The 25,804-nt window shown below is 43.2% G+C and carries 16 protein-coding genes; 7 read left to right on the forward strand and 9 right to left on the reverse strand.

Annotation, left to right across the window (positions count from 1 at the left end):
- Positions 1-20: 20 nt before the first annotated feature.
- From ACNURT_RS01850 to ACNURT_RS01875, 6 genes are all read right to left on the reverse strand, one after another.
- Positions 21-1,460, reverse strand: coding sequence for a SusD/RagB family nutrient-binding outer membrane lipoprotein (locus ACNURT_RS01850; protein ID WP_419700301.1), 1,440 nt, complete (start codon positions 1,458-1,460; stop codon positions 21-23).
- A 5-nt stretch (positions 1,461-1,465) separates the two neighbouring features.
- Positions 1,466-4,786, reverse strand: a complete 3,321-nt coding sequence (locus ACNURT_RS01855) for a SusC/RagA family TonB-linked outer membrane protein (protein WP_419700302.1) — start codon at positions 4,784-4,786, stop codon at positions 1,466-1,468.
- A gap of 506 nt (positions 4,787-5,292) precedes the next feature.
- Positions 5,293-6,246 (reverse strand): carboxypeptidase-like regulatory domain-containing protein, encoded by a 954-nt coding sequence (locus ACNURT_RS01860; protein WP_419700303.1) that lies wholly within the window; start codon positions 6,244-6,246, stop codon positions 5,293-5,295.
- Between the two features lie 173 nt (positions 6,247-6,419).
- Positions 6,420-7,367, reverse strand: a complete 948-nt coding sequence (locus ACNURT_RS01865; RefSeq protein ID WP_419700304.1) for a DUF1735 domain-containing protein — start codon at positions 7,365-7,367, stop codon at positions 6,420-6,422.
- Between the two features lie 19 nt (positions 7,368-7,386).
- Positions 7,387-8,880, reverse strand: a complete 1,494-nt coding sequence (locus ACNURT_RS01870; protein WP_419700305.1) for a SusD/RagB family nutrient-binding outer membrane lipoprotein — start codon at positions 8,878-8,880, stop codon at positions 7,387-7,389.
- A gap of 11 nt (positions 8,881-8,891) precedes the next feature.
- Positions 8,892-12,119, reverse strand: a complete 3,228-nt coding sequence (locus tag ACNURT_RS01875) for a SusC/RagA family TonB-linked outer membrane protein (RefSeq protein WP_419700306.1) — start codon at positions 12,117-12,119, stop codon at positions 8,892-8,894.
- Positions 12,120-12,302: 183 nt separating this feature from the next.
- On the opposite strand from ACNURT_RS01875, the gene ACNURT_RS01880 reads away from it, so the two are divergent.
- The 3 genes from ACNURT_RS01880 (at position 12,303) to ACNURT_RS01890 (ending at position 17,378) form a co-directional block, all read left to right on the forward strand.
- The gene (locus ACNURT_RS01880; RefSeq protein ID WP_370996992.1) at positions 12,303-12,635 is read left to right on the forward strand and encodes a PadR family transcriptional regulator; all 333 of its coding nucleotides are present in this window, start codon (positions 12,303-12,305) and stop codon (positions 12,633-12,635) included.
- A 24-nt stretch (positions 12,636-12,659) separates the two neighbouring features.
- Positions 12,660-14,333 (forward strand): PspC domain-containing protein, encoded by a 1,674-nt coding sequence (locus tag ACNURT_RS01885; protein ID WP_419700307.1) that lies wholly within the window; start codon positions 12,660-12,662, stop codon positions 14,331-14,333.
- 594 nt (positions 14,334-14,927) lie between these two features.
- Positions 14,928-17,378 (forward strand): TonB-dependent receptor domain-containing protein, encoded by a 2,451-nt coding sequence (locus ACNURT_RS01890; RefSeq protein ID WP_419700308.1) that lies wholly within the window; start codon positions 14,928-14,930, stop codon positions 17,376-17,378.
- A 121-nt stretch (positions 17,379-17,499) separates the two neighbouring features.
- Here ACNURT_RS01890 and ACNURT_RS01895 read toward each other — a convergent pair whose 3' ends face one another.
- Entirely contained in the window at positions 17,500-20,004 is a 2,505-nt protein-coding gene (locus tag ACNURT_RS01895) for a M14 metallopeptidase family protein (protein ID WP_419700309.1), read from the reverse strand.
- 204 nt (positions 20,005-20,208) lie between these two features.
- On the opposite strand from ACNURT_RS01895, the gene recQ reads away from it, so the two are divergent.
- Positions 20,209-21,546 carry a DNA helicase RecQ gene (gene recQ / locus ACNURT_RS01900; protein ID WP_419700310.1) on the forward strand — a complete coding sequence of 446 codons (1,338 nt, stop codon included), beginning with the start codon at positions 20,209-20,211 and terminating at the stop codon, positions 21,544-21,546.
- A gap of 53 nt (positions 21,547-21,599) precedes the next feature.
- Here the strand turns inward: recQ and tnpA are convergent, their stop codons facing one another.
- Positions 21,600-22,040, reverse strand: a complete 441-nt coding sequence (tnpA, locus tag ACNURT_RS01905) for an IS200/IS605 family transposase (protein ID WP_419699343.1) — start codon at positions 22,038-22,040, stop codon at positions 21,600-21,602.
- A 49-nt stretch (positions 22,041-22,089) separates the two neighbouring features.
- Between tnpA and ACNURT_RS01910 the strand changes: the two genes are divergently transcribed.
- Together ACNURT_RS01910 and ACNURT_RS01915 are read left to right on the forward strand one after the other, a co-directional pair.
- On the forward strand, positions 22,090-22,935 hold the full coding sequence (locus ACNURT_RS01910; RefSeq protein WP_419702105.1) for a helix-turn-helix domain-containing protein: 846 nt from the start codon (positions 22,090-22,092) through the stop codon (positions 22,933-22,935).
- Positions 22,936-23,072: 137 nt separating this feature from the next.
- Entirely contained in the window at positions 23,073-24,425 is a 1,353-nt protein-coding gene (locus ACNURT_RS01915; RefSeq protein WP_419700311.1) for a UDP-N-acetylmuramoyl-tripeptide--D-alanyl-D-alanine ligase, read from the forward strand.
- A 78-nt stretch (positions 24,426-24,503) separates the two neighbouring features.
- Here the strand turns inward: ACNURT_RS01915 and ACNURT_RS01920 are convergent, their stop codons facing one another.
- Positions 24,504-25,244, reverse strand: a complete 741-nt coding sequence (locus tag ACNURT_RS01920) for an SDR family NAD(P)-dependent oxidoreductase (RefSeq protein WP_419700312.1) — start codon at positions 25,242-25,244, stop codon at positions 24,504-24,506.
- A 94-nt stretch (positions 25,245-25,338) separates the two neighbouring features.
- Between ACNURT_RS01920 and ACNURT_RS01925 the strand changes: the two genes are divergently transcribed.
- Complete coding sequence (locus ACNURT_RS01925) at positions 25,339-25,731, forward strand: winged helix-turn-helix transcriptional regulator (RefSeq protein WP_370997000.1); 393 nt, start codon at positions 25,339-25,341, stop codon at positions 25,729-25,731.
- The last annotated feature ends 73 nt before the right edge of the window (positions 25,732-25,804 follow it).

The following is a 25,804-nucleotide window of genomic DNA, read 5'->3' on the forward strand; positions in this document are numbered from 1 at the left end:
TATTTAAACGTTATAGTTAACTATTTAGGCATAACATTTTTATCAAAAAACAGCCTGGTTGTTACCACATCGCCGCCGATTGCCGCTGATGCAGCTTTGTAATTGGTAGGGTTTACACTCGACTCATCAACCGGATATTTGAAACGAACCGGAAAATCAGAGAAAGCTCCAGTTGCTGGTTTATGAAGTACCGGAAAATCTAATCTCCTGGTTTCAATCCACGCATCCCAGCCTCTGTTATAATTGGCAACCCATTTTTGAATAGCCAGGTTGTTAAGGCTATACGGATTAAGAGCTAAATAAGCAGTTGCATCTCCCGCTTTCCAATAAGCAAATGATTGCTGGACGCCTCTTGCATAATAAATGGCAGCGGCATCTCCGTCTGTTAGTAACCCTTTTTCCTTTGCTTCGGCCAAATAAAACTGAACTTCAGCGTTGTCAAGTAATAAACCGGGGGCTGTAGTTGTTGTTATAGTAGGACCTACATGCGAAAAGCTTTCGTAGTTTGCTTTTACACCAGGATCAGCACCTAAATATATTCCCGGATCAGTCGGTTTTGCCTTATAAAGGGTAAAAAATACTGCTGCACGAGGGTCAAGGATCCCATTACTGTTATTTAACTGGTTAACTAATGTAGCATTGGCCACAAAATCATTCCTGCCGCTTTGAACAAGGTCAACCCATATTGGATTGGTATTTGGTGTAGCCGCCTGGTATACCAATGTAGCATTATCTGCATTATCTGTGAAAACACCAGCCGCAAATGCTGCCTTAACGGTTGTGCTGGCCAAAGCTGCGTCATAATCAGCAATGGTCATACCCATTTTTAATTTAAATGAGTTACCAAATTTTTTCCATTTAGCTACATCACCACCGTAAATAATGTCAGCACTGCCCAAACTGGTTGTACCACTTAATGCAGCAATATCGGCATCTAAACGTTTTAACAGATCTTTATAAACTGTTGCCGCGTCATCATATTTAGGGAAGTTGTTTTTAGGATCAAATGCCTGTGTATACGGAACATCACCATAAGTGGTAACCAGGTAATAAAAGGTATAAACCTGTAATATATCCGCGATAGCGATATCATTCTTTTTTGCAACATCGCCCACTATGGTTGGGTCGCCAGGAATAATGTCTTTAGCTAACTTTAAATTGTTTGCTACATCCCTGAATAAGCTATTCCACATAGCTCTGTTGATGTTACGGGTATCAAAGTTATAAAGACTTTCGTCGTTATAAGTGGTTTCCTGCCATTGTTGTTCTACCAACCTAAAAACGTTATTATTTACGTTTGCTGATGTAAGCGCATTTGAAAGCACCCGCTCGGCCTGCGTAATCAATGTTGGGGCAGGTACAGTAGGGAAAAGCTTAGGGTTGGTATTGAAGTTTTCAAAATCCTTTTTGCACGCTCCCAGCATAACCAGCGGAAGCAGTGCCCATATATATTTTTTCATATTGGTTAAAATCTTACTTTTAAGTTCAAGATAAACGTTCTTATTGTTGGGAAAGCACCACTCTGATAACCCTGCAGGTTACCGGCGCCTAAAGTTTCTTCAGGGTCAGAATATGGAACATTTTTGTGGATGATCCATAAGTTCCTGCCGCTTACAGCAAGATCTACACCTTTAATCGGGCCCCATTTAGATGTAAGGCTTTGAGGGAACGAGTAGTTCAATGACGCTTCGCGCAGTTTAACATAGCCTGCATCATAAACAAAACCAGCTGCCGGGTTATGCTCATAACCATATAAACCGGTAGCGTCATTACGTACCCTGATCGCGTTTTTTACTCCGGCTGGAGTAATACCCTGTATAATTACACCGCCACCGGTAGCCAATGAGTTTCTTGAGGGGTTACCCAGGTCATTGTTGCCAACAGTTTCAGGATATAAACCTGTATCCATACCATAATAGGTATCTAATGAAAATACGTCACCGCCTTTACGAATATCGATCAGGAAGCTTAAAGTAAAGTTTTGCACACGCACAGAGTTGGTAATACCACCTATCCAGTCGGGGTTAACATTACCTATAGTGCTATTACTTGGTGATTGCTTGTAATATCCGGCATTGTCACCAGTTTGATCAACTACACGGCCTCCATCTTTTTTGGTGTACGGCTTTCCGTTAATGTCAGTATAAGCGGTACCGCGAATATCACCATAAGCATGACCCAATGTAGCATTCAATGATACGCCACCCTGGAACGGAGATAGCAACAAGTTTGTTGATTGCTGACCTGTAGGATCAGTATACAACTCCACAACTGTATTGTTGTTCTTGCTAAAGTTAACACCAATTTTCCAGGTTACCAGTTTACTGCTTACCGGAGTACCGTTCAGTGAAACCTCGATACCCTTGTTGCGTAAAGTACCTGAGTTGATGTAGGTAGCGTTATATCCTGTAGCTGTTGATATAGCAACAGGCAATAATCCGTCAACCGTTTTATTATCATAGTAAGTGAAATCAAAACCTAAACGGCTGTTAAAAAACTGCATCTCTAAACCAGCTTCTTTTGCCTTTGAACGTTCCGGTTTTAAGGATGCATTATTTTGTGTTGTTCCGATAGACGATTGTGGGTTTGAGCCAAATGGTGTTCCAAATGCATAGAAGTTTTTGGTATTTTGAGCCTGGCCGCCATTGCCTACTTCGGCATAGTTAACCCTTACTTTACCATATGATAACCAACTGTATTGTTTAAGTAATTCTGAGAAGGTAAAGCCCAGGTTTATTGATGGATAATAAAACTTGTTACTGTATGATGGTAAAGTGGAAGTGACATCACGACGTATTGTTCCGTCTAAAACCAGCATCTTTTTATAAGTAAAAGTTGCATCGGCAAATAAACCGTCTACCTCGTACCTGATATCATTTTCAGTTGGGGCAGCCGGCGCGTTTTTAGAGTTTGCCAAAGCATAAACGTCCGGGATGATCAAACCTCCATTGGTAGCTGCTGAAATTAACTCAAAACGGTTTTTACGGACGTTAACACCCGCCAAACCTTTAAAATTCAAGTCAGGATTAATATTTTTGTCAACCGTTGCCAGGAAGTCTAAATTGGTTTCGTTGAAATTGATATTTCTCCTGGTATAACCAGATACGCCCTGCGAACCAAAGGCACGTCTTTCTTCCTGTAACGTTGAATAATTATCAACTGTTATACGGCCCATTAAATTTAACCAGTCGTTAACTTTATAATTCAAACTCACATTACCAAAATAACGGTTAAGCCTGTCTGCTTCGAAGTTTTTATAACGGGTCCAGTATGGGTTATCCTGGAAATTAGGAACCAGGTTGGTTGGGCTTTTCCAGTTCCAGGTTATATCTTTTCCACCAGATGCAAAATAGGCATCTTTTTGCGCCAGAATATCCGTATTCATCTGCCACCACTGCCTAAAGTTGCGCACAACATTCTCAGCCTGGTAACCACTGCCATAGCGCCCGATACCATCGGTCCTGGTGTAGTTAATACTTGCACTAGCGGTTAACTTGCTGTTTATTTTGTAAGTACTTGCAAAATCAAGGCTATTGTTCAGTATATTACTGTTTGGCAAAACACCGGTTTGGTTATTACGGGTATAGCCTAATTTAAAGCTTCCGTTATCGGTACCATTGGTTATAAATAAGCTTTGATTATTGCTCACCTGAGTTTTGAAGAACTTAAGCGGATCATTTGCGGCCGCAACCCATGGAGTTGCTTTTCCAAAATTTGGAGAAGTAGGAACAAAAGAATCCCATTGATAAACCAATAAATTAGGATCAAACCTATGGCCATAAGAGGCATCTTCATGCATTGGAGAAGCCAGGTCAATGGTTCCATCGCCGTTAACATCCTGTGTCAGGAAATAGCCGCTTGGGTCAATACCATCTTTTTTATTATAAATTGGACCATAACCTGCACCATATTCGTGCTGATAGGTTGGTAATGTTTTCTTATCGACACTACCTATACCAAAACTGCTATTAAAGGAAATGCCTAAACCCTTATTTGGCTTTTTAGTAGTGATCATGATTACACCGTTGGCACCGATAGAACCATATAAAGCGCTGGCCGCTGCACCTTTAAGTACAGTAACTGATTCAATATCATCCGGATTAATATTGGCAATTGGCGAGCCGTAATCATAACCGCCCCTGCCTTGTTCAACATTACCTGTGTTAGCTCCGGTATTGGCGCCGGCATTGTTGGTACCGGCATTACCTGCACCAGGGCCGCCATTGTTCATAGGCACCCCATCAACAACAAATAATGCCTGGTTTCCGCCTAACAATGATTTTGTACCCCGTAAAACCACATTGGTTGAACCACCTAAGGCATTGTTTTGCCTGATCTCTAAACCGGCAACCTTGCCCGATAGGCCGCTTACAAAGTTTGAGCCACGCTGTTTGCTCACCTCATCACCGCCAACCTGCTGGGCCGCATAAGCCTGTTGGTTACGGGTTCTGTTTAAGCCTAAAGCGCCGGTTACAACAACTTCGCCAAGCTGCTTGCTCGACATGGCAAGCCGTACGTTTACAACAGGGCCCCTTACCTGTACCTCTTGTGTTGCATAGCCAATAAAGCTAATGATTAGTGTTGAACCCTCCGGAACACTTAACGTGTATTTTCCGTTGACGCCGGTTTGGGTACCGGTTGTAGTTCCTTTCACCTTGATGGTTACTCCCGGGATAGGCAGGCCGTCTTCCAGGCCTGTAACCGTACCGGTAACTGCACGATTTTGTGCAAATGTTTGTGTAATTGACAACAGGAAACACAAACTTACTAGTAGAAGTTTTTTCATTTTTTGTGAATAAGATCAATTAATAGTTAGAACTAAGTGAATTTTGGGGTTGTATTATAATATATTTTGCGGGATTATAACACAACGCCGGGCCTATATTACATAAAATATTAGAGAAAGCCGATTATTTTTCCAAATTATCAATCCTTATTTATTGCATATATCACCTATAATGTCTACCTAATATATATTTTATTACGGCTGTTTTTTGGGCACAACTCCATGTTGTATTTTTGTGTAAAATGGACACTCAGGTGATGTTTTACCGGCCATGTGACGAGTGTTGTATTTGCAGGTTTGTAATTGGTTGGAGGGCTCCTCTACCTCGGGGCTTCCAGCCCCTGGTAAACGTAGGTTCAGCTTTCAGCTTAACTAAAGCCGGAGGCTTTAACCATGCAACCCACGAGATACGCTACGCTAATCTCGCGGGAGCAATGAGCAATTGTTTAATAAACAAAAGAGGCCGGCTTATTATGATAAGCCGGCCTCTTTTGTCTTAATAACTGTTACTGGTTCAAATAATCACCCAGCGCTTTCAGGTAATTATCGTCAATCTCTCCTTCATTATCTGACAGGAACTTTTTTACTTTATCTGCATCCGCGGCAAAGGCCAGCTTTATTGCTTTCGATTTAGGCTCCATTTTTTGAGGCTGCCCTCCCTGCTTTACAACGTAATAAACACTTTCGTCCTTGTATTCATCATAGTTATTACCGCTTGAGGTAATACCGTTGGTTACAAAATTGGCTTTTATAAAAGTTGTGCCCAGGTCTTTGTATATTTTGTATTTTTTTCCGGCAGATAATACCTCCACATAGCGTTTGGCATTTATGGCGGGCACATCCTCAAAAACATAAGGCACTGCATTTTCATCAAACAAGGTAAAACCCTTTATTTCCTGCTTTACTACCAGCATGGCGGTGGTTTTATTGCGGGTAAATACGAGGTTACCTCCTACTTTATCATAGTTAAATAAGTATACATCGCTTTGTTTAAGCGAATCCTGGGGCGTTACGGCAAAACCATGTACCCAATCATTAAACAAAAAGCGACTACCATGCAGGCCTTCTTGGCCGGTACCTATGCGGTTAATAGACACGTTATGATCAACCAGGTTTTCATCGGGTTTAAAAAAGTTAGCCACGGTTGTTTTGGTTGTTACATCTTGTTTGGGGGCTTCCCCGGCAGTCATCACCACTTTAACATTGGCGGGGTTATCCAGCTTAACCCGCGCTTCGTTATGAAAATTGGCGGTTACAATGAGGTTAGAGGCAGGATCGGCCTGTAAGCTGAACGCTCCACTCTGATCTGAATAAGTGGCATAGGGATGCTGAGAATCACTTACAAATGCAAAAGCAACTGGCTTACCGTTTTGATCTGTTACCGTACCGTTTACGGATACCGTTTGGGCAAAACTTATTTTGCCAATGATTAGGAGAGCAAAAAGAATTATTTTTTTCATAAATAGTAATGTCAAATATCAATCCTAATATAAGAGATAAAACCTGATTACCAACGAAATAATATGGTGTGCCGATCTCTTATAATATCAGCTTTTCTCAAGAAATATATATTTAAAAAAAGCCGCCTTACAATTGCTTGTAAGACGGCTTTCCAAATATTTAAAATAAAGTTCTATGGTCTTGAACTCTTCCAGGTAAGTGTTTCATCAAAGAAAGTCCTGTCAGCGCCGCTGGCCACTAATACGTACTTCACTTTAATAACAGAACCTGCTTGTCCTGGTGTACCGGATAAGGCATTAATTCCTGTAACATCTAATCTTGCAGAACGACCATTACCTGCAGGTTGGCCATAATAGTTAACCACACTTGTAATTTTATTAGTCGTTAAGTCAAAGTTAAATACAGGTGCAAAACTTCCGTATGTAGTTACTGTACCACTACTTATGATGGAGTGCGCATAGCTTCCATTATCAGAATAACCTACCGAATTTCCTCCCTGGGTTATCAGATTAACCGTACGAGGATAATTACCGAGAATTGTGGGAACGCCCGTATCATTCATTGTTCCGGTTACGGTATATGTTCCGTCATATATGTTTTTTGCCTGGATGTTTAACAAAACAGTTTTATAGTTACTGATCTGCTGTCCACCGCCATTGGTAATGGTTAAAGGCAAAACATAAGTGGTTATTGACGGATCGATCAAACTTGATTTTACATTGATCACTACATTAGCCAGGTTTTGACCAGCCGGTATAGTAGCCGATAAGGTGCTGGTATAATCACTGGCTGGTAGTAATAAGTAATTTTTGCCATTAGCGGTATTGTAAGCCGTTAATGCAGCCTGATCTACCGAAAGCGTAACTGTTGTTGCTGAAGTCAATGTGTGAGGCGATGCCAGGTTAACCGCTAAATTCACCGGTACTGATGGTGCATTATCAACAACCACTGGTTGAAACAAACCGCCCGATCCCCCAACGTTGGCCACCGAAGGGATCTCAATCAAAGGTTTTGCGCTTGCAAAATCCACGTAATGCTTATCATCCTTCAGGCATGAGCTTAAACTTGCCATTGACACCAGCGCGACAAAAGCTGTTTTAATATATAATTTCGTTTTCATTTTTCTTTTCGTTTAAGTGTTATTTAGCCCAAAATATTTTAGAGGTAAATACCGATATATTGCCTTCTGCTCCTACGTTAGCCGCGTTGGTTTGATACTCAATAGCAGGATAAGGTATACGGGTAACCTGGTTTGGAGGATTAGCTCCCGGGTATACAGAAAGCGGGATATTATTAGGGTAACCGGTTCGGCGGAATTCATTGAATGCCTCAAATGCGCCATAAATAGCCAGGGCTTTCCATTTTTCGGTAATGATGGCTTGCTCCTGCTGTGCATCGGTACCGGCCGTTGGGTACGGGTTAGCCGCAAGGTAGGTAGCCGCCTGTGTGGTTGTTAAACCCAATTCGGCATAAGAAGCATTGATACCGGCATTGTATAATGTTTCGGCACTACCAGTAGTAATATATCCGCTTTTAACACCTTCGGCCTGTAAAAATAGAGCTTCAGAGCCCGACATGATCACCGCATCCATGGTAGCAGATTTCAACAAGCCTGTTCCAACTTTACTTGGGGCAACCGCCGGCGGCTGTGTTATACCCAAAGCAGTTGCGCTGATGGCACCTGATGTTGTTGTATAAACCACGAAACCACGAACATCGCTATTTGCCGTAAGCACAGTAGCACCGTAACTATTAGCCTGGTATTGATTTTTGTTAGTTTGTGCGCCGCCATTTTGCGTTGTACCGTAGTTTCTCCAAAGCGGGCTTTGCTGACCATTGAATGCATCGCTATTCAGGTAACCAGGGTTTACGTTACCTGGCATGGTAGCATCAATATAACCGATGCTTTGTGTTGCTGCTACAGCTGCTTTAAGAGCTGCCGTTTTTGATGCAATATTACTTTGGCGTATAGCTAAACGCAATTTAAGGGTATTGGCAAATTTTAACCATTTGGTCATGTCGCCCTTATACATGATATCTGCAGTACCAGGAGTGGCTGGTGGTGTAGCCGATTTCTGAGCGGCTTGTATAGATGCCATAGCCGCATCTACACGTTTCAACAGGTCGTCATATATAGCCGATCCTTTATCATATTTAGGGTTCAGCACTGCTGTTCCTTTTAAAGCGTCGGTATATGGGGCATTATTATAGTTATCAACTATCGCCTGAAAATCAAACGCGATCATGATATCAGCAATGGCCTGAAAGTACGGATTTGTAGTTGAAGCCTTTAATGCGTTATAATTGGCTACATTCAAATATAGCGGTGTCCAGTAATTATAATTGGCAGAGGTTATCTGGTATGACAACAGTGCCACATTGGGCTGATAGCTTGTGCTCCAGCTCAGGTAGCCCATCCAGCAGGCATAATTAACGTAAGACGTTACTGATCCTCCTCCCGGACCAACATTGTTGGTAATATCGGCAGTGATCTTTAAAGCGCCTGATAATGCCAGGTTGGGTGTTGTTGTTACGGGCTGGTTGGGGTTAGTTGATAACTCCAGGTAATCCTTTTTGCAACTGCTTCCCGCTAAAGCAAGCGTTGCAAATATTATAGATAAATACTTTTTCATCGTTTTGTTAGTTAAAATGTCACTGTTAAGTTAGCTCCGTAAAAACGGCTTGCCGGCATTTGCTGGGTGCTGTTAACACCAATATCGCCGTTAGTAGCACTGTTAGCAAACTCAGGGTCGACCCAGTTATTGGTTTTTGGCCGCCACATAAACAGGTTACGACCAATAAAAGCAAAATTAGCACGTTTGATAAATCCGGTTTTTTTGATCCATCTGGAAAGATCGAAGGAAAGGTTGGCTTCACGCAATTTCCAGAATGCGCCGCTGGTTATATAAGTACTTCCGGCCTGATAATACGCGCCGTTATCCCAGAAGCCTAAACCACCATCCTGAACACTTACAGTAGTATTAGGGGTATAAACCGGGTTATCAGCCGTACCTGTGTTGATCACTGAATTCGGGAAAATAAAACGCTGACGATCTGAAGATACAGAGAACTGAGATACACCTGCTGCTGTAGCTGCCTGTAAACTTTGGCTATAGATGACGTTACCTGCGCGGTATTCTTCCGTTACAGCTAAAGTGATAAATTTATAGCTGATGGTTTGTGTTAAACCTAATACGTATTTAGGTGTAGTTTGACCGGCATTTACAAGGTTACTGTTTAATGAAGGATAGCCTGTAACCGGATCAACAATGGCATGCCCTTGCGGATCGCGGTTAAGATCAGTTACGAATATAACACTATATGGCAGGCCTACTACTGCACTGGTAGTGGCATTGGTATAACCACCTAAAGTCAGTTGCTTGGTTTGGCCAAACAGCGATAATACTTTTGAATTTTGGATGGCAAAGTTGCCGCTTAAACTGATACCAACGCCATTTGCTGTTTTTTGCAGCGGGGTTACGTCCAGTTTAAACTCGTAACCGGTGTTTTGTGTTTCACCAATATTAAGAATTGTACTTTGGTAGCCGGTTGTTGGCGAAACCGTAATAGGTAATGTTTGATTTTTAGTGTGTGTATTGTAATAGGTAGCACTCAGGTTAATACGGCCATCAAAAAAGCCCAGGTCGGCACCAACCTCTACCTCTTTTGTTAACTCAGGTTTTAGGTTCTGATTATTTAGCTGCGTGCTCAGGTTCAATCCGCCAAGGTTACCATAAGGGAAACCGCTTGTTGATGTAAATGTATTGAGCAGGCTATAGGGGCCAATGTTTACATCACCCACCTGGCTATAACCACCTCTTAATTTGGCGTAGTTAAGGATTTTGTTGTTTTTTAAGGCATCAAAAGCAGAGGTAAGCACAAATGATCCTTTTACTGATGGATACCAGATAGAACGGTTAGCTGCAGAAAGTCTTGAATCATGGTCGTTACGTAAAGTACCTTCCAAAAACGCGAAATCTCTCCAGCCTAATGAAAGATCACCAAAGTAGGCTACCTGGCGGATCTTGAATGTTCCGGCCGAAGCGCTTGGCACACCCAATAAAGACCCTACATTATAGAAATCTTTTACCAGGAGGTTATTTGATCCGTTTTGAACAAAGCTGGCATATTCCTGCCAAATGGTATTACCTACTAATAAATTAGCTTTCAACTGATCATTCAGAAATGATTTATGAAAGTTGGTTAAGATGTCCTGTTGTAAACGGTTATATCCTTGAGGACCGGCAAAAACACTATTGGTTGGAAGGCTACCGTCGCCAAAAACTTTAATATTATTTACAGTTCCGGGGTTGATCAACGCGCCATAGCTTGAACCAACGGTGCTGCCACCATGCGTAGGGTCGCTAAGTGCATACGGGGTATAATCAATCTCGGCGCGGGTATCTGTTTGCTGATAAGTACCGCCATTATAACTTAAGCGATAAGTAGCATCAAACCATTTGGTTGGGGTTAAAGTACCCGAGAAACTACCATTAAATACATCAGTACGTCTTATTGATCTTGAATTTTTGATACTCCAGTATGGATTAATACCATAAGAGTTAAAATAAGTGCTTGGATCGGCAAATGGCTTAGTTGGGTCCTTAAAGTTTTGAAGCGGCACCCAACTTGGGGTATTGAATATGGTGCTCAATATGTCGCCATAGTTACCGTAAGTGTCGGTATTTCCTTGTGAAAAACTGGCTGTTCCTTCGGCTCTAAAAATACCAACCGTTTTGGTTCCAGAGATTCGCACCTGTGTTTTATTATACTTATCATCCGGTACAATGCCTGTCTGATCTACGCGAAAAGCGGTCAGGTTAAAGGAGTTAGTGGCATCGCCAGCCGCATATGAAAGGCTATGCTGATCCTGGTTACCGGATACAAAGAAACGGCGCGCATAGCTTTTTCCTGACGGAGACTGATATGGATATGACTGTGTGGTACCATCCTCCAACGGAATACCCAACATTTGCATGTGACCATCATAAGCAGGACCGTATGACTGGTTTTCATAAGGTACAGTAGTAGTAATAAAACCGGTTACCGCATCCTGATAAGGAGTACCTTCACCCCCATAACCGCCAAATTTATTTTGCAAAGCCGGCATGTAAGCAACAGACTCGCGAAGATACGTATTGGAGTAGGTGATGGTTGGCTGGCCACTTCCGCTTCCATGTTTGGTGGTAATAACCAAGGCGCCGTTTGATGCTTCAGATCCATAAAGGGCCGCTGCACCTGCACCATTCAGCACGTTCACGCTTTCAATATCATCAGGGTTAATTGTGGTAACCTCATTTGGTGATATCGGCGTACCGTTTAATACCACCAACGCATAGTTGTTACCTGTAATGTGACGGTTACCGCGCAATGTAAAACGGGTATCGGGATTAAGACCGTTGTTTACCGTACTAATAACCAAACCTGCAACCTTAGCAGTTAAACCGTTAGTAAAGTTGGTTGGACGGGCTTCGGTAAGTTGCTTATTGGAGATGTTTGTAGCGGCATAACCAAGCTCTTTAGCCTGGCGCTTAACACCTAACGCACCTGTAACCTGAACCTCACCAAGGCTTTTAGCCGAAGATTCCATCACAACAGTAATAACACTTTTAGTACCTACAGAAACTTCCTGTGGGGCATAGCCAATAAAAGAAAATAAAAGTTTGCCGTTTGCCGGTACATTAAGAGTAAACTTTCCGGAGGCGCTTGTTTGGGTACCTGTTGTGGTCCCTTTTACCCTTACTGATACTCCCGGAAGGGGTAAGCCATCATCTTTGGCCGTAACCGTACCAGTAACTGTACGGTTTTGTGCAAAAACCTGCGTAATAGAAAACAGCAGAATGCACAAACTTGCTAGTAGAAGTTTTTTCATTTCGTTAATAATAAGATCAGTTAATAGTTAATTAATCATAAAAGTAATGTTACATTATCAAAAAGTCAAGTAAATTCTTACAATTCAATGATTTTTTTTTAAAAATTCAATTTTTAGTAGTAAAATTACTAATTATAGTACTATGTATTGCATAATACAATTTAAAACATATATCTTTGTATTATGATTGTAGAAAACACACAAACCCAAATGAGGAAAGGCATACTGGAGTATTGCATCCTTTCCATCATATCCCGGGGCGAAATATATGCATCAGACATTATTGCTGAACTTAAAAAAGCCCAACTACTTGTAGTTGAGGGTACTCTGTATCCTCTGCTAACCCGTTTAAAAAATAACGGCCTGCTCACTTACAACTGGGTGGAGTCGGTTTCGGGCCCACCGCGAAAGTATTACGTGCTATCGGAAGAAGGAAAAAATGTATTGGAACAGCTGGATAAAACCTGGCAGGAACTGGTTTATGCCGTGCAAACCGCCATCGGCGAGAGAAAATAAAAACCTATAAAAAAATCACAGATCATGAATAAAACTATCATCATAAATATAAATGGCATCGTATTTCATATAGAAGAGGATGCTTACGAGGTACTCAAAGCTTACATGACCGACGTAAAACGTCACTTTTCAACGTCGGCCGACAGTCTGGAGATCACCACCGACATCGAAAACCGTATTGCCGAAATGTTTAACGACCTACTGGCCAACCAAAACAAACAGGTTATTGTAGAGGCCGATGTTAAAGTGGTTATTGAGCAAATGGGTTCGGTAGAAGATTTTGAATCGGCCGATGATGAGGCCAAACCGGCTGGAAGCAACCCTTTTGGTTATAATACAGAACGCCGCCGTCTTTTCCGTGACCCGGACGATCACCTGGTGAGCGGGGTTGCCGCGGGTATAGCCAATTATTTTGATATCCCGGCTGTATGGATCAGGTTGGCTTTTGCGCTCTCTTTAATTTTTGCGGGCAGCGGCCTTATATTGTATGTTATATTATGGATAGTGGTACCCAAAGCTACCTCGCGGGCCGACCGTATGGCCATGAAAGGCGAAAAACAGGACCTGAAAGGTTTTAAAAAGAACTTTGAGGATGAAATGAGCCTGGTAAAAGAAAACCTATCCAATTTTCGCCACGAGGCCCGCCCTTTTGTTTATAAAGTGCGCGATTTCCTGGGCGATTTTTTTGATCACCTGGGTACTTTTTTAAGAGGCACCGGCAGTTTGCTGGGTAAACTCATTGGGATTGCCATTTTGCTGGCCTGTTTTGGGTTAGCCATCGCGCTTATTGTAGTGTTTGTGGGTTTTGTCGCCTTCGGTAAAACGGATATATATCATATATTCCCATTCAATATTGTTAACGAGAATACTAACCTGATATTCCTTGTAGGTGGTTTCCTGCTTTTAGCCATACCTTTATTAACACTTATATTAGTTACCATTGGTTTTTTATTCAAAAACGCCACCTTTAACCGCTCCATTGGTACTACATTATTATGCGTATGGCTGGCTTCGCTGGGCGCGGTTGTATACTATGGTGCAAGAGCTTCGGCCGATTTTAAGGAAGGCGCTAAACTGAGCAAAACCATCAACATTAAGGCAACACCCAACAACACCTATTATTTACAGCTGAATGATGCCAAGTATTTAACCAATGAAGATAGTACCCGCCTGCGCATTAAGGAAAGGTTTAATGGTATGATCATTCTTGACGATGATTATAACGGCGACGATTTTGATCATCAAGATCGTGTACATATCGATATAGAAAAGAGCGATGTGCCGCAGCCGATCCTTGTGGAATCATTCACCGCGAGGGGCCGTACCGATGAAGACGCGCTGATCAACGCCCGCAACATTAGTTACCGTTTTATACAAAAAGATTCGGTATTAAAATTTGATCGTCACCTGGAAAGACTTGGACGTGCCATGTGGCGCGGACAGGAGCTGCACATCACCCTGAAGGTTCCACTGAACGCCAAGCTGATTATTGACGAAAAGCTTGACCGGAATCTTGACCTTAACATATATGACTGCGGACAGGCCAATACACCAAAGAACCCTAACGGCTCTGTATACATTATGGCTGCTGATGGCTTACAATGTAAAATAGATACCGCGGCCATTGCTGCCGCTGCAAAAGCCGATAGCATCAAAAATCATTTGGTACCTGATACTGCGAAAACCCAGGATCAGTAAACGACTCTACCTAAACCTATTATTATATCATGAGAGCCTTGATAAAATACATAAGCCTGCTATTATTTAGCGGGCTTATTATTCCCTTTTGCTTTTCTCTAAACACAAAAACAGCCGTTACGTTAAAATCAAAACAGTTTATATCAGCAACAAATATTCCTTCTGTAAACCATAGCCCTGTTTTTATATTTCTTAGTAATGTTATTAAAAGCAGCTTCCCGGTATTAAAAAGTTTAAATACTCTGTAACCTTATCTCCACTTTTAGCATCTTAATGTAAAATCCACACAAAGCCGGGAATTTAACCGGGCTGGGTAACATAAAAGTAAAAGAGTTGTAATGTTCATCGGTGTTTTCAGGCCGTTTACCGGAAGTTTAGACGTTTTCGCCTAAAAGCATTACTCAAAAACCGGATCTGTTTGCACATTTGAACTATAAAAACAAACACAATGAAAAAATCGGCCTATATAAAATAATATACTAAAACTATGACCGGTAAACGCCGGATAAACTAAAACATTTCATTCACAAATTTTAAAAAGAAGCAAACTCTTTGATGGCTTTTTACTGCCCAAACATTTTTAATACCAAAACCATGAAAACTTTTATAAACAACATATTTTGCACCCTCCTGCTTGTAGTTATCAGCTGGAGCGCTTCCTTTGCCCAGGGGGGTAAATCTGGAGGTGCCAGGGTATCTGGCTCATTGCTTAATGAGCAGGGCAAACCGATGGATTACGCCACCGTAAGCCTCATCAGGGCCGCCGACTCAACCGTAGTTAAAGGCGCTTTGAGCAATGACAATGGCGTTTACACCTTTGACAACATCCGTTCAGGAAAATACCTGGTTAAGGCTTCTGTTGTGGGTTACCAAAAAGCGGTAACCACCCCTTTCGTCGTTCCGGAGAGCGCCGCAACCGTTACCGCACCCGCGCTAAGCATGCATGTAGGCAGCACCGAGCTTAAAGGTGTAACCATTACCGGCACCAAACCACTCATCGAACGCAAAATAGACCGTACGGTAATGAATGTGGAAAACAGCGTACTGGCAGCAGGCAACACCGCATTGGAGATCCTGGAGAAAGCGCCTGGCGTTACCGTTGATAAGGATGACAACATCAGCCTGAAAGGCAAACAAGGTGTAACTGTGATGATCAATGATAAGCTTACTTATTTAAGCGCGGCGCAATTGGCTACCCTGTTACGCTCAACAGATGGCAATACCATCAAATCCATCGAGATCATTACCAACCCGTCTGCCAAATATGATGCTGCCGGTAACTCAGGTATCATCAATATCAAGCTAAAGAAAAACAGCCAATCGGGCACAAACGGCAGTATCACTGTTGGCACAGCCCGCGGTAAATACTGGAGAGATAATACCAGCTTAAACTTAAATCACAAAGAAGGCAACCTGAATGTGTTTGGAACCTTTAGCCGTGGCGATAACAAAAATACCCGCGATATTTATATTGACCGTGTTACCAGGGACAGCACGGGCAAGCCTACTTATTTTAACCAGCTCACCAGCATGCCACACGTTTATCATTATAACAACTACCGCATAGGTGCCGATTATGATGTGACCTCTAAAAATACCATCGGGTTTGTAGTAAGCGGATATTCAAATTCAGAACTGGACAATAATAACGGCAGTACTAAAATTGGCGCGGCACCTAACCTGGTCGATTCCTCTTTAACTACCGTATCAACTATCGATCAATCTTACAAAAACTTTGCAGCCAACCTGAACGACAGGTTCAAGATTGATACCAGCGGCCAGGAATTAAGCGTCGACCTGGATTACTCTAAATTTAAAAACAACTCTATAGCTCAATATAATACTAATTATTTCCTGCCAGATGGCAGTACACCACACGCGCCTCAATTGCTGCGTAACCAAACACCATCAAACATTACCATATATACCGCTAAGGTTGATTATACCAAACCGCTTTCTAAAACCGTAAAGCTGGAAACGGGTGCAAAGTTCAGCAGTGTTAAAACCGATAATAACCTGCAAGCCCAGATATTTAACGGCAATAGTTATGTGAACGATACCACCCGTACCAACCGCTTTATATATACCGAGAAAATAACTGCCGGTTATCTTAACCTGAATAAACAGTTCAAAAAAACATCCATACAATTAGGTTTACGTGGTGAGTATACCCAATCAAATGGTAACCTTTTGGGCAGCACCCCGGTTGATCGCAGCTATTTTAATCTTTTCCCAAGCGTGTTCGTCAACCGTACATTGAATGATAAAAACGAGATCAGCTTCTCTTACAGCCGCCGTATCGACCGCCCGGGTTATGATGACCTGAATCCCTTTGTGTATTATCTTGATCCGTACACCTTTTCAAAAGGTAACGCCTTCCTGAAACCACAGTACACCAACAACTTTGAGTTTAACTATACCTATAACAAAAGCATCAACGTAAGTTTAAACTACAGCCGTACTACCGATGTAATTACCGAGATTATATTAACAGAAGGCCAAAAATCTTTTCAGACCAATCTGAACCTGCAAACCCAAAATTCTTACAGCCTTAATATCAACGCGCCATATACCATTACTAAATGGTGGAGTGGTAATGTTGACGTGAACAGCTTTTACCTGGGCTTTAAATCAGACTCCGTTGGAACCGGTAGACTAAGCTCTGGCCAGGTAACCGTACAGGTAAAAGCCACTCAAACATTAACCTTTGGCAGCTACAAGTTTGAAATCAGGGGCGATTACCAATCACCGCTTACCTATGGCATCTACAAAATAAAACCACGTTATGGTGTTGATGCTGGTGTAAGTCACTCATTCGCCAACAAAAAGGCTAACATTAAACTGGCTCTTGATGATATATTCTTCATCCGTCGTAATAACGTAAGCAGCCACACACTGGGTAACGATTTTGACATCCGCCAGATCAACGATTCACGGGTTGGCCGCCTAACCTTTACCTACAACTTTGGTAACAACAAAATTAAAGCCCGCGAACACAGAAGCGGCGCCGATGATGAAAAAGGCAGGGTGAAAGGAGCGAATTAACCCCCCAGCCCCCTGAAGGGGGAGCTATAAAACAAAATGGCCTGCATTGTAAAGATAATGCAGGCCATTTTTTTATATTGAATTTGCTAATCAAAAGTTCCCCCTTTAGGGGGTTAGGGGGCTACTGCCCCACCATAAATACCGCGTTGCTGAACAGCAGCTTGCCGTTTTCCCAGAAACTGCGGAACAGCGGATCATCAACCATATAGATTACTGAACCCCGGCCCAGTGATTGTACACCCAGTAGCAAGCCGTTATTAATTTTTTGTTTGGATTGTGCACCTACAAAGCCCGATACATAACTGTTCTTTTTCACTGTGCCTACGTTCCAGCCATCCTCGCTGCCTAAATAATCATAAATATCGTCATTCAGTTTTAATGAGTAATAATAGTTGGGTAAACCGAAGCCAAGCGGATGGGTATTATCCATCGTGAGTTTAAATATAGCGCCGGGAATCATGGAGCGAATGGCATCACGATCACGGTCGCCATATATTTTAATGTTTTCCTTTTCTTTAGCTTCCGCTTTCTCATCCTTCTTCTCTTCTTTCTTTTTCAGGGCGAAACCTTTTTTGTCGGCCAGTTGCGCTACCGCATTGTCCAGGGCAATTAACCTGCCACCCTCGCGGATCCAGCCTTGCAGCTTTTCTGATGGAAAATCATCATAATTACCATCCGGGAAAATAGCCACATCAAAATCAGCAAGGCGGGTACGACCAAGACTTTGGTAGTTTATTAGCGTAATGGGATAGCCCAATTGCTGTTCAAACAAATGCCAAACCTCGCCCATCGCTTCGGCGTTTACACCATCGCCTGATATGAGCATTACCCGTGGCTGCCGGATATACCGCACCGCGTCTGACCCCAGGTCTGAGCCTTTATCAACAAAGCCTGATGCTAAAGGCGTGAGCCCTTCATTAAGGGCTGCAGCCGTTTGGGTAACCACCTGGTCAAAATCGGCCCTATCATTACTGGCGCGGGTGATGAGCAATGAGCCAGCCGTGAATTTTTTACCGGCCGCTTCAAAAGGTTTTTCGGAGTAGCGAACTTTAATATGTTTTTTGAGCAAAGCGGCTAAAAACCGCACATCATTAACCGATTGCCAGCTGGCCACATAAGCATAAGCATGAGTGTTAGCCAAGGGTTGCGGCTCAACAATACCCGAGGTAGTAGCCGCTGGTTTTAACGACTCTTTTACGCCATAAGTTTTTAACCCATAAGCATAAGGGAGTGCCCAGCCTGTAATATCATAGGTGTTGGAGTCGGCAATAAAGGTTTTGGGTTCCAGCAATACATGTAGCAGCACAGCTTTGGGCTGATGCGCGTTGATCACCATATCATTTGGCCCTACTTTATATTGCTCGGTTTTGCCTGTAAAATAATCGTACCCGATAACGGTTTTATTGCCTAAACCGAAGCCATACTGGATGCCGTTACGACCCAACATTTTGGCCAATGTATTGATGTTATTGTTATTATCGTTTTTAATAACATAGGTTTTATACTCGCCCGGAGGGTTGGTGCGACTATTATCATAAAACTTTTTAAACTCATCCAGCAATTTTTGAGCATTGGCCGATGCTATTTCAACCGTACTTAAACCGGTGGTATGGTGATGCGCTATACGCTGGGCAAAAGTAAGCGTATCGCCGCTGCGGGTAAGTACAGCCAGCCCGGCGCTGATACCGCCCTGCTCATAAGTCATGCCGATGGAGCCATTGTACAAAGGATAGGTATCACCGTAAGATGGATAAAGCAGATCGAACTCCTGCTTGGTAAAATACATCCAGCCATTCTGGTCAAAATATTTGGCATTGTTTTTACCAATGGTCACCTGGAAATCGCGCTGCCATTTGGTGATATCCTTATGATAGGGCTCGGCAGCGGGTGCAAAATAATAGGGAGCGTTGTATCCCTGTTCATGATAATCTACATGAACCTGGGGCAGCCATTGGTTAAACAGGCCCACACGTGCCTGTGTTTCTTTTTGTGCCTGCCAGGCCCAGTCGCGGTTCAGGTCAAAATAAAAATGGTTAACGCGTCCACCGGGCCATGGCTCCACGTGTTCCCGCGCAGTGGGGCTGGCATCGGGTACGACGCCCCTTACTGAGTTATAGAAATGCACATACCGATCTCGCCCATCGGGGTTTAAACATGGATCGATAACCACCACGGAATTTTTGAGCCAGGCTTTGGTAGCCGTATTGGCTGGGTCCACAAGATCATACAAGGTCCACATAGCGGCCTCGCTTGATGCCGGTTCGTTACCGTGCACATTATAGCTCAGCCAGGTAATTACAGGGGCGTTAGCTATAACGCTGCCGCCTTCCATACCAGCCAGGCGCAGGTTGTTGTGCCGTATCTCTTCCAGGCGACCAATGTTCTCGTCCGAAGCAATGAACATGGCCAGCAGCGGGCGTCCTTCGTTGGTACTGCCAAACTGTTGTAGCTTTACATTTTTTGATGCCTGGGCAATGTATTTAAAGTAATCAACAATACGATAATGCGGCGTAAACTGGTCGCCCAGTTTATACCCTAAAAACTCATCGGGCGATTGTATTTTTTGCGCAAAAGCAGCCGATGTCGAAGCAACGGCTATTAAAATAAGGATTAGCTTTTTTATCATAGTAAAAATATAGTTATGAGATACGCTAATATGGTGATTTTTTGTCTGAACCGGAATTTGTAGAATTATTGAATTAACAGAATATAATCCGATTATTCTGTTAATTCTTAAATTCTATTGATTCGAGTTCAGACATCATCCAAAATTTGCACATTTGCATATCTGCACATCCGCACATCTAAAAACATCTGCACATCTAATTATATGACCCCATTACAGGCTCTTCAAAAATATTTCGGTTACAGCAATTTCAGGCACCAGCAGGAGGCCATTATTCAGCATGTTTTGAACAAGCAGGATGTGATGGCGCTGATGCCTACCGGGGGTGGCAAGTCCCTGTGTTATCAGTTGCCTGCGATATTACTTCATGGGCTTACCATCGTGATATCGCCCTTGATAGCCTTGATGAAAGACCAGGTTGACAGCCTGAATGTAAGCGGCATCCCGGCAGCGTTTTTGAACTCGGCCCAAACACCCGAGGAGCAGCGCCAGTTAGTGGAACGATTAAGAAACAATCAGATCAAACTGTTATACCTCGCCCCCGAGCGTCTTTTCGGCCAGGAAAACAAACTGGTACCTTTTTTAAAAACGCTCAACGTAGTACAGATAGCCATTGACGAGGCGCATTGCATATCCCAATGGGGCCACGATTTCAGGCCCGAATACCTGATGCTTGCCCAACTGAAAAACGAGTTCCCGAATGTGCCGGTGATCGCTTTGACGGCTACTGCGGATAAGCTTACCCAAAAAGATATCCTCGAAAAACTGAACCTGCACCAGCCGGCGGTATTTGTATCCTCATTTAACCGGGCTAATATCACGTACCGGGTTACGCCGAAAAAGAGCTGGTTTAAGCAACTTATCACTTTTTTAAAGGAGCGCCCGGATGAATCGGGTATTATCTATTGCCTTTCGCGTAAATCAACCGAAGACCTGGCGGCCGACCTGAAAGACGAAGGCTTTGCCGCCGAAGCCTACCATGCAGGCCTTAACAATGAGGTTAAAGCCAAAAACCAGGAAGCTTTTTTACGGGACGATGTCAAGATCATTGTGGCTACCATCGCTTTTGGTATGGGCATCAATAAATCAAACGTACGTTATGTGGTGCATGTGGATCTTCCCAAAAATATCGAGGGCTATTACCAGGAAACCGGTCGCGCCGGGCGTGATGGTTTAGCTTCCGAGGCACTGTTGCTTTATTCGCCGGGTGATGCAGGTAAGCTGCAACACTTTGCCCGCATTGAAGGTAACGAAGAGCAAAGCCGCATTATGCTCAACAAACTGAACGATATGGTGAAATACTGCCAGCTGCAAACCTGCCGCAGGCAATATCTCATGAATTATTTCGACGAGGCTTTCCCGCCAAACTGCGGTTCCTGCGATGTTTGTTTGACCGAGTTTAAACGTTTTGACGGTACGTTGATCGCCCAAAAAGCATTGTCGGCGGTATCCCGGTTGAATGAGCGGTTCGGTGTAAACTATGTGATCGATTTTTTACGCGGCTCAAAGAACGAGAAGATCCGCGAAGAGCATAAGCAGTAAACAACCCCCACCTGAGGTGGGGGCTTTTGCTTTACCCCTGAAGGGGACATTCATTAAAATAGTTTCAGATCTGTTGAGCCATCTTCTTTCCGATCTTCATCCTCCTGATATTTTACATAGCGCTTGATCCGTTCTTCGTCAACTCCTACTGTGCTCACAAAATATCCCCTACTCCAAAAATGATTCCCCCAGTAAGGTTTTTTTCGTAACGTCGGATAACTCTTGAACATCATCATCGCCGTCTTACCTTTGAGTATCCCCATAAACTCACTTACACTCATCTTCGGCGCTATACTACACACTAAATGCACATGATCTGGAATGATATTCATCTCTAATATTTCTACATCTTTCCATGCACAGAGCGAACGTATCTTATCATCAAGGGCATCTGCTACAATATCACGCAAAACCCGGAAACGGTATTTCGGTGTCCAAACAATGTGATAGACACAATAGTAAAAGCTATGTGATAATTTTTTATACTTCGTCACTATGCTAAGTTACGAAAACCGGCTTAGCCTTTGACCATGACCTACCGCCATAGGCGGTGGTTTTTTAGGTCAATTAAAAACCTACGGCATAGGTGCCGACATCAGCAAGGTCGACTGGCAGCGCTACATCCGTGAATTGATCACCCTGGAGTATTTACAGGTAACTGATGATGGCTACCCGGTATTAAAATTAACCAGCCAAAGCTCGCTGGTGCTCAAAGGCTTGCAAAAAGTTGAATTTATTGAAACACAAACCACCGAAGAGCACCATACCGAAGTTGCACCGCCACATGAGGCAGAACTGCTGAGCAGGTTAAAAAATACCCGCCGCGATATTGCCGAACTGGAAAATGTACCGGCATATATCATTGTTTCTGACGCTACCTTACTGGAAATGGCTACTTACCTGCCCCAAAGTTTAGATGAGCTGAGGCTGATATCCGGCTTTGGCGATGTTAAACTGGCCCGTTATGGCCGCGAGCTTTTACAGCCGGTTAAGGATTATTGCAAAGCCAAAGGCCTGGAATCGAAGATCGCCTATAAATCGCCCAAACGGGAGCGCAAAACCAAAACGGAGCGCCCGGCACGCACCCCCCGAAGCGGAACAGACACCCGTACCGAAACTTTTAACTTATACCGCCAGGGTAAAAACGTTACAGAAATCGCGGCGGCGAGGGGTCTTTCGCAGGTAACCATCGAAAGCCACTTGAGCTATTTTGTACAAACCGGCGATCTGGATGTTAAAGAACTGGTGGCAGAAACCAAATTGCCCATAATTATAGAAGCCGTAGAAAATTATGGCGCTGAACGCCTGGCCCCTCTTAAAGAAGTTTTAGGCGATGCCTACACCTACGGCGAAATTAAAGCCGTAATAAGCTGGATGAATAAAAATTAGTTATTTAGTATCAAGTAGCGAGTATTAAGTATCAAGACAAAAAAATGCATAATTTTAAAGCGTTTTAATATGCCGGTAAAGATATCCACTTCTAAAAAAAGTCTTGATACTTGATACTCGCTACTTGATACTAAAATATGACTACTGAACAACTATATCAGTTATACCTGCAACACCCTGTAATCAGTACCGATACCCGGAAAATTGGCAGCGGCAGTTTATTTTTTGCCCTCAAAGGCGCTCAATTTGATGCTAATACTTTTGCCCGGCAAGCCATAGAAGCCGGGGCAGCCTATGCTATTATAGATAATCCGGAATATCAATTGGGTGAGCGATATTTATTGGTTGAGGATGTATTAACCGCTCTGCAGGACCTGGCCAGGCACCATCGAAGGCAATTACAAATACCAGTCATCGGGCTTACGGGTACCAATGGCAAAACCACCACCAAGGAGCTCATCAATGCTGTACTATCCCAACATTTTAAAACCCAGGCTACGCAGGGCAACCTGAATAACCATATTGGTGTGCCGCTCACCCTACTAACTATTGATGCCACGCATGAGGCGGCGGTAATAGAAATGGGCGCCAATCACCAGAAGGAGATCGAACTGCTTTGCAGCATCTCGCAGCCCTCGCACGGGTTAATTACCAATGTGGGCAAGGCGCACCTGGAAGGCTTTGGCGGTGTTGAAGGTGTAAAAAAGGGTAAAGGGGAATTGTATGATTTCTTCCGAAAGTCCGAAAGCCCGAAAGTCGGCAAGTCCGAAAGCAATCCTGCTGTTTTTATCAATAGCGACGATGCGGTGTTAATGGAAATGGCCGAAGCCCGGCATTTAAAGCATGTGGTTTATTACGGCACGCAGGATATTGACAACCTCATCAGTGGTGAGATCATCGAGAACGCGCCTTTACTTACTATTCAATGGACCAACAATACAACCGGCGAAAACTATAAGGTTAAAACACAACTTACCGGAGCCTATAACCTGAATAATATTTTGGCGGCAATCAGCATCGGTACTTATTTTAAAATTTCAGCACAGGAAATAAACGCGGGCATCGAGAATTATCAACCTAAAAATAACCGCTCGCAGATTGTGCAAACTGTTACCAATACGCTCATCTGCGATTACTACAACGCCAACCCCAGCAGCATGGCCGTAGCCATCGAAAACATGGACAAAATTGATGCGAAACGAAAAGTGCTTATCCTGGGCGATATGTTTGAGCTGGGCCATGAATCGCCGGCCGAACATCTTACCGTTCTTCAAAAAGCGTTGGATACATCTGTTGATGAAAGGATATTTATAGGCAAGGAGTTCGAAAATCAAAAGTCAAAAGTCAAAAGTCAAAATCTGGTTGCAACTTTTTATTTAACAGCCGAAGATGCCATTACAGGGCTTAAAAGTCATCCGATAAAAAACTCCACCATCCTGATCAAAGGTTCCCGCGGAATGGCTTTGGAAAGATTGGTGGAGTTGTTTTGAGTCATAAGCACTAAGCCATGAGTCCTAAGTCAAAAAATACCATCCAAGATTTTCCACTTAAGACCCAAAACTTAAAATTTAACAATTAAACCCACCATCAATAGTCATGATGGAGCCCGTGGTAAAGCTTGCCAATGGGCTGGCCAGGTAGGCTACAACTTCAGCTATCTGCTGCGGATCGCCATATTTGGGAATGGCCATTAAGCTGCGTGCATGATCAGCATGACTACCTTCTGCCGGATTCATATCGGTATTCACAGGGCCGGGTTGTAACAGGTTTACCGTAATGCCTTTCGGACCCAAATCTCGGGCTAAACCTTTAGTAAGGCCAATTAACGCCGATTTACTCATGGAGTACAATGTGCCCTGCGCCGCAACAACCCTATCGGCCATATTACTACCTATAGTAATAAATCTGCCTGCTTTTTCCAGTTTTTGCGCGGCGAAAATCGCTGCCTCAAAAACTGCTTTCACATTTACATCCATAGTAAAGCGGTAATCATCCAGTGTATGTTCTTCCATCGGTTTACCCGCATAAACTCCCGCATTGTTGACCACGATATCCAGTTTACCAAACTTTTCAACCGTTTGTGTTAAGGCTAAGGTTATTTCACCATCCACCGCGTTATTCGCTTTAACTGCCGATACGCTTAATCCTTCGCCGGTTAATTCGTCTACCAGGATATGTGCTTTTTCTTTTCCGTTTACATAAGTAAAAACCACCGTGGCGCCTTCCTGTGCCAGGTGTTTTACTATTGCCGCGCCCATACCCCGGCTGCCTCCGGTAACCAAGGCTATTTTATCTTTTAATTTTTGCATGTGCTGTTTGTTTTAATACTGTTGCAAAGCTACCACCAAACCCATACATTTGTACATACTGATAAATTTGTATAGTACTAACATAAATGTAAGTATGAGAAAGGAAACCTCCACCAACCTTGAAAATGAAAAGCTGATCCTGGCCGGTTGCGGCACCTCTTATACGCTCGACCTGATAGGCGGGCGCTGGAAACCTCAAATTTTATGGCGATTGTTATTGCAGGGTTGTATGCGTTACAGTCAGCTCAAAAACTCACTGCCTAATGTTTCTGAACGGATACTGATTTTACAACTACGTGAACTGGAACAGGACAAACTCATCAGCAGACAGGTTTATCCCGAAGTACCACCAAAAGTAGAATACCGCTTAACCGAATTAGGTCAAAGCCTGAAATCAGTGCTTTACTGCCTCTCCGAATGGGGCGATGCCAACAGGCCGAATAGAGTTGTAAGTTCAGGAGAGGAAGTCATGAGTTCGAAGTCTTGAGTCTTCAGCCAAAAGTCACAGGTTTTTCTCAGTCAGCAGATAAACGGGGCTAATTATTGAATTAGTGATTTAG

It is taken from the genome of Mucilaginibacter sp. NFX135, assembly GCF_048565145.1.
Lineage (GTDB): Bacteria > Bacteroidota > Bacteroidia > Sphingobacteriales > Sphingobacteriaceae > Mucilaginibacter.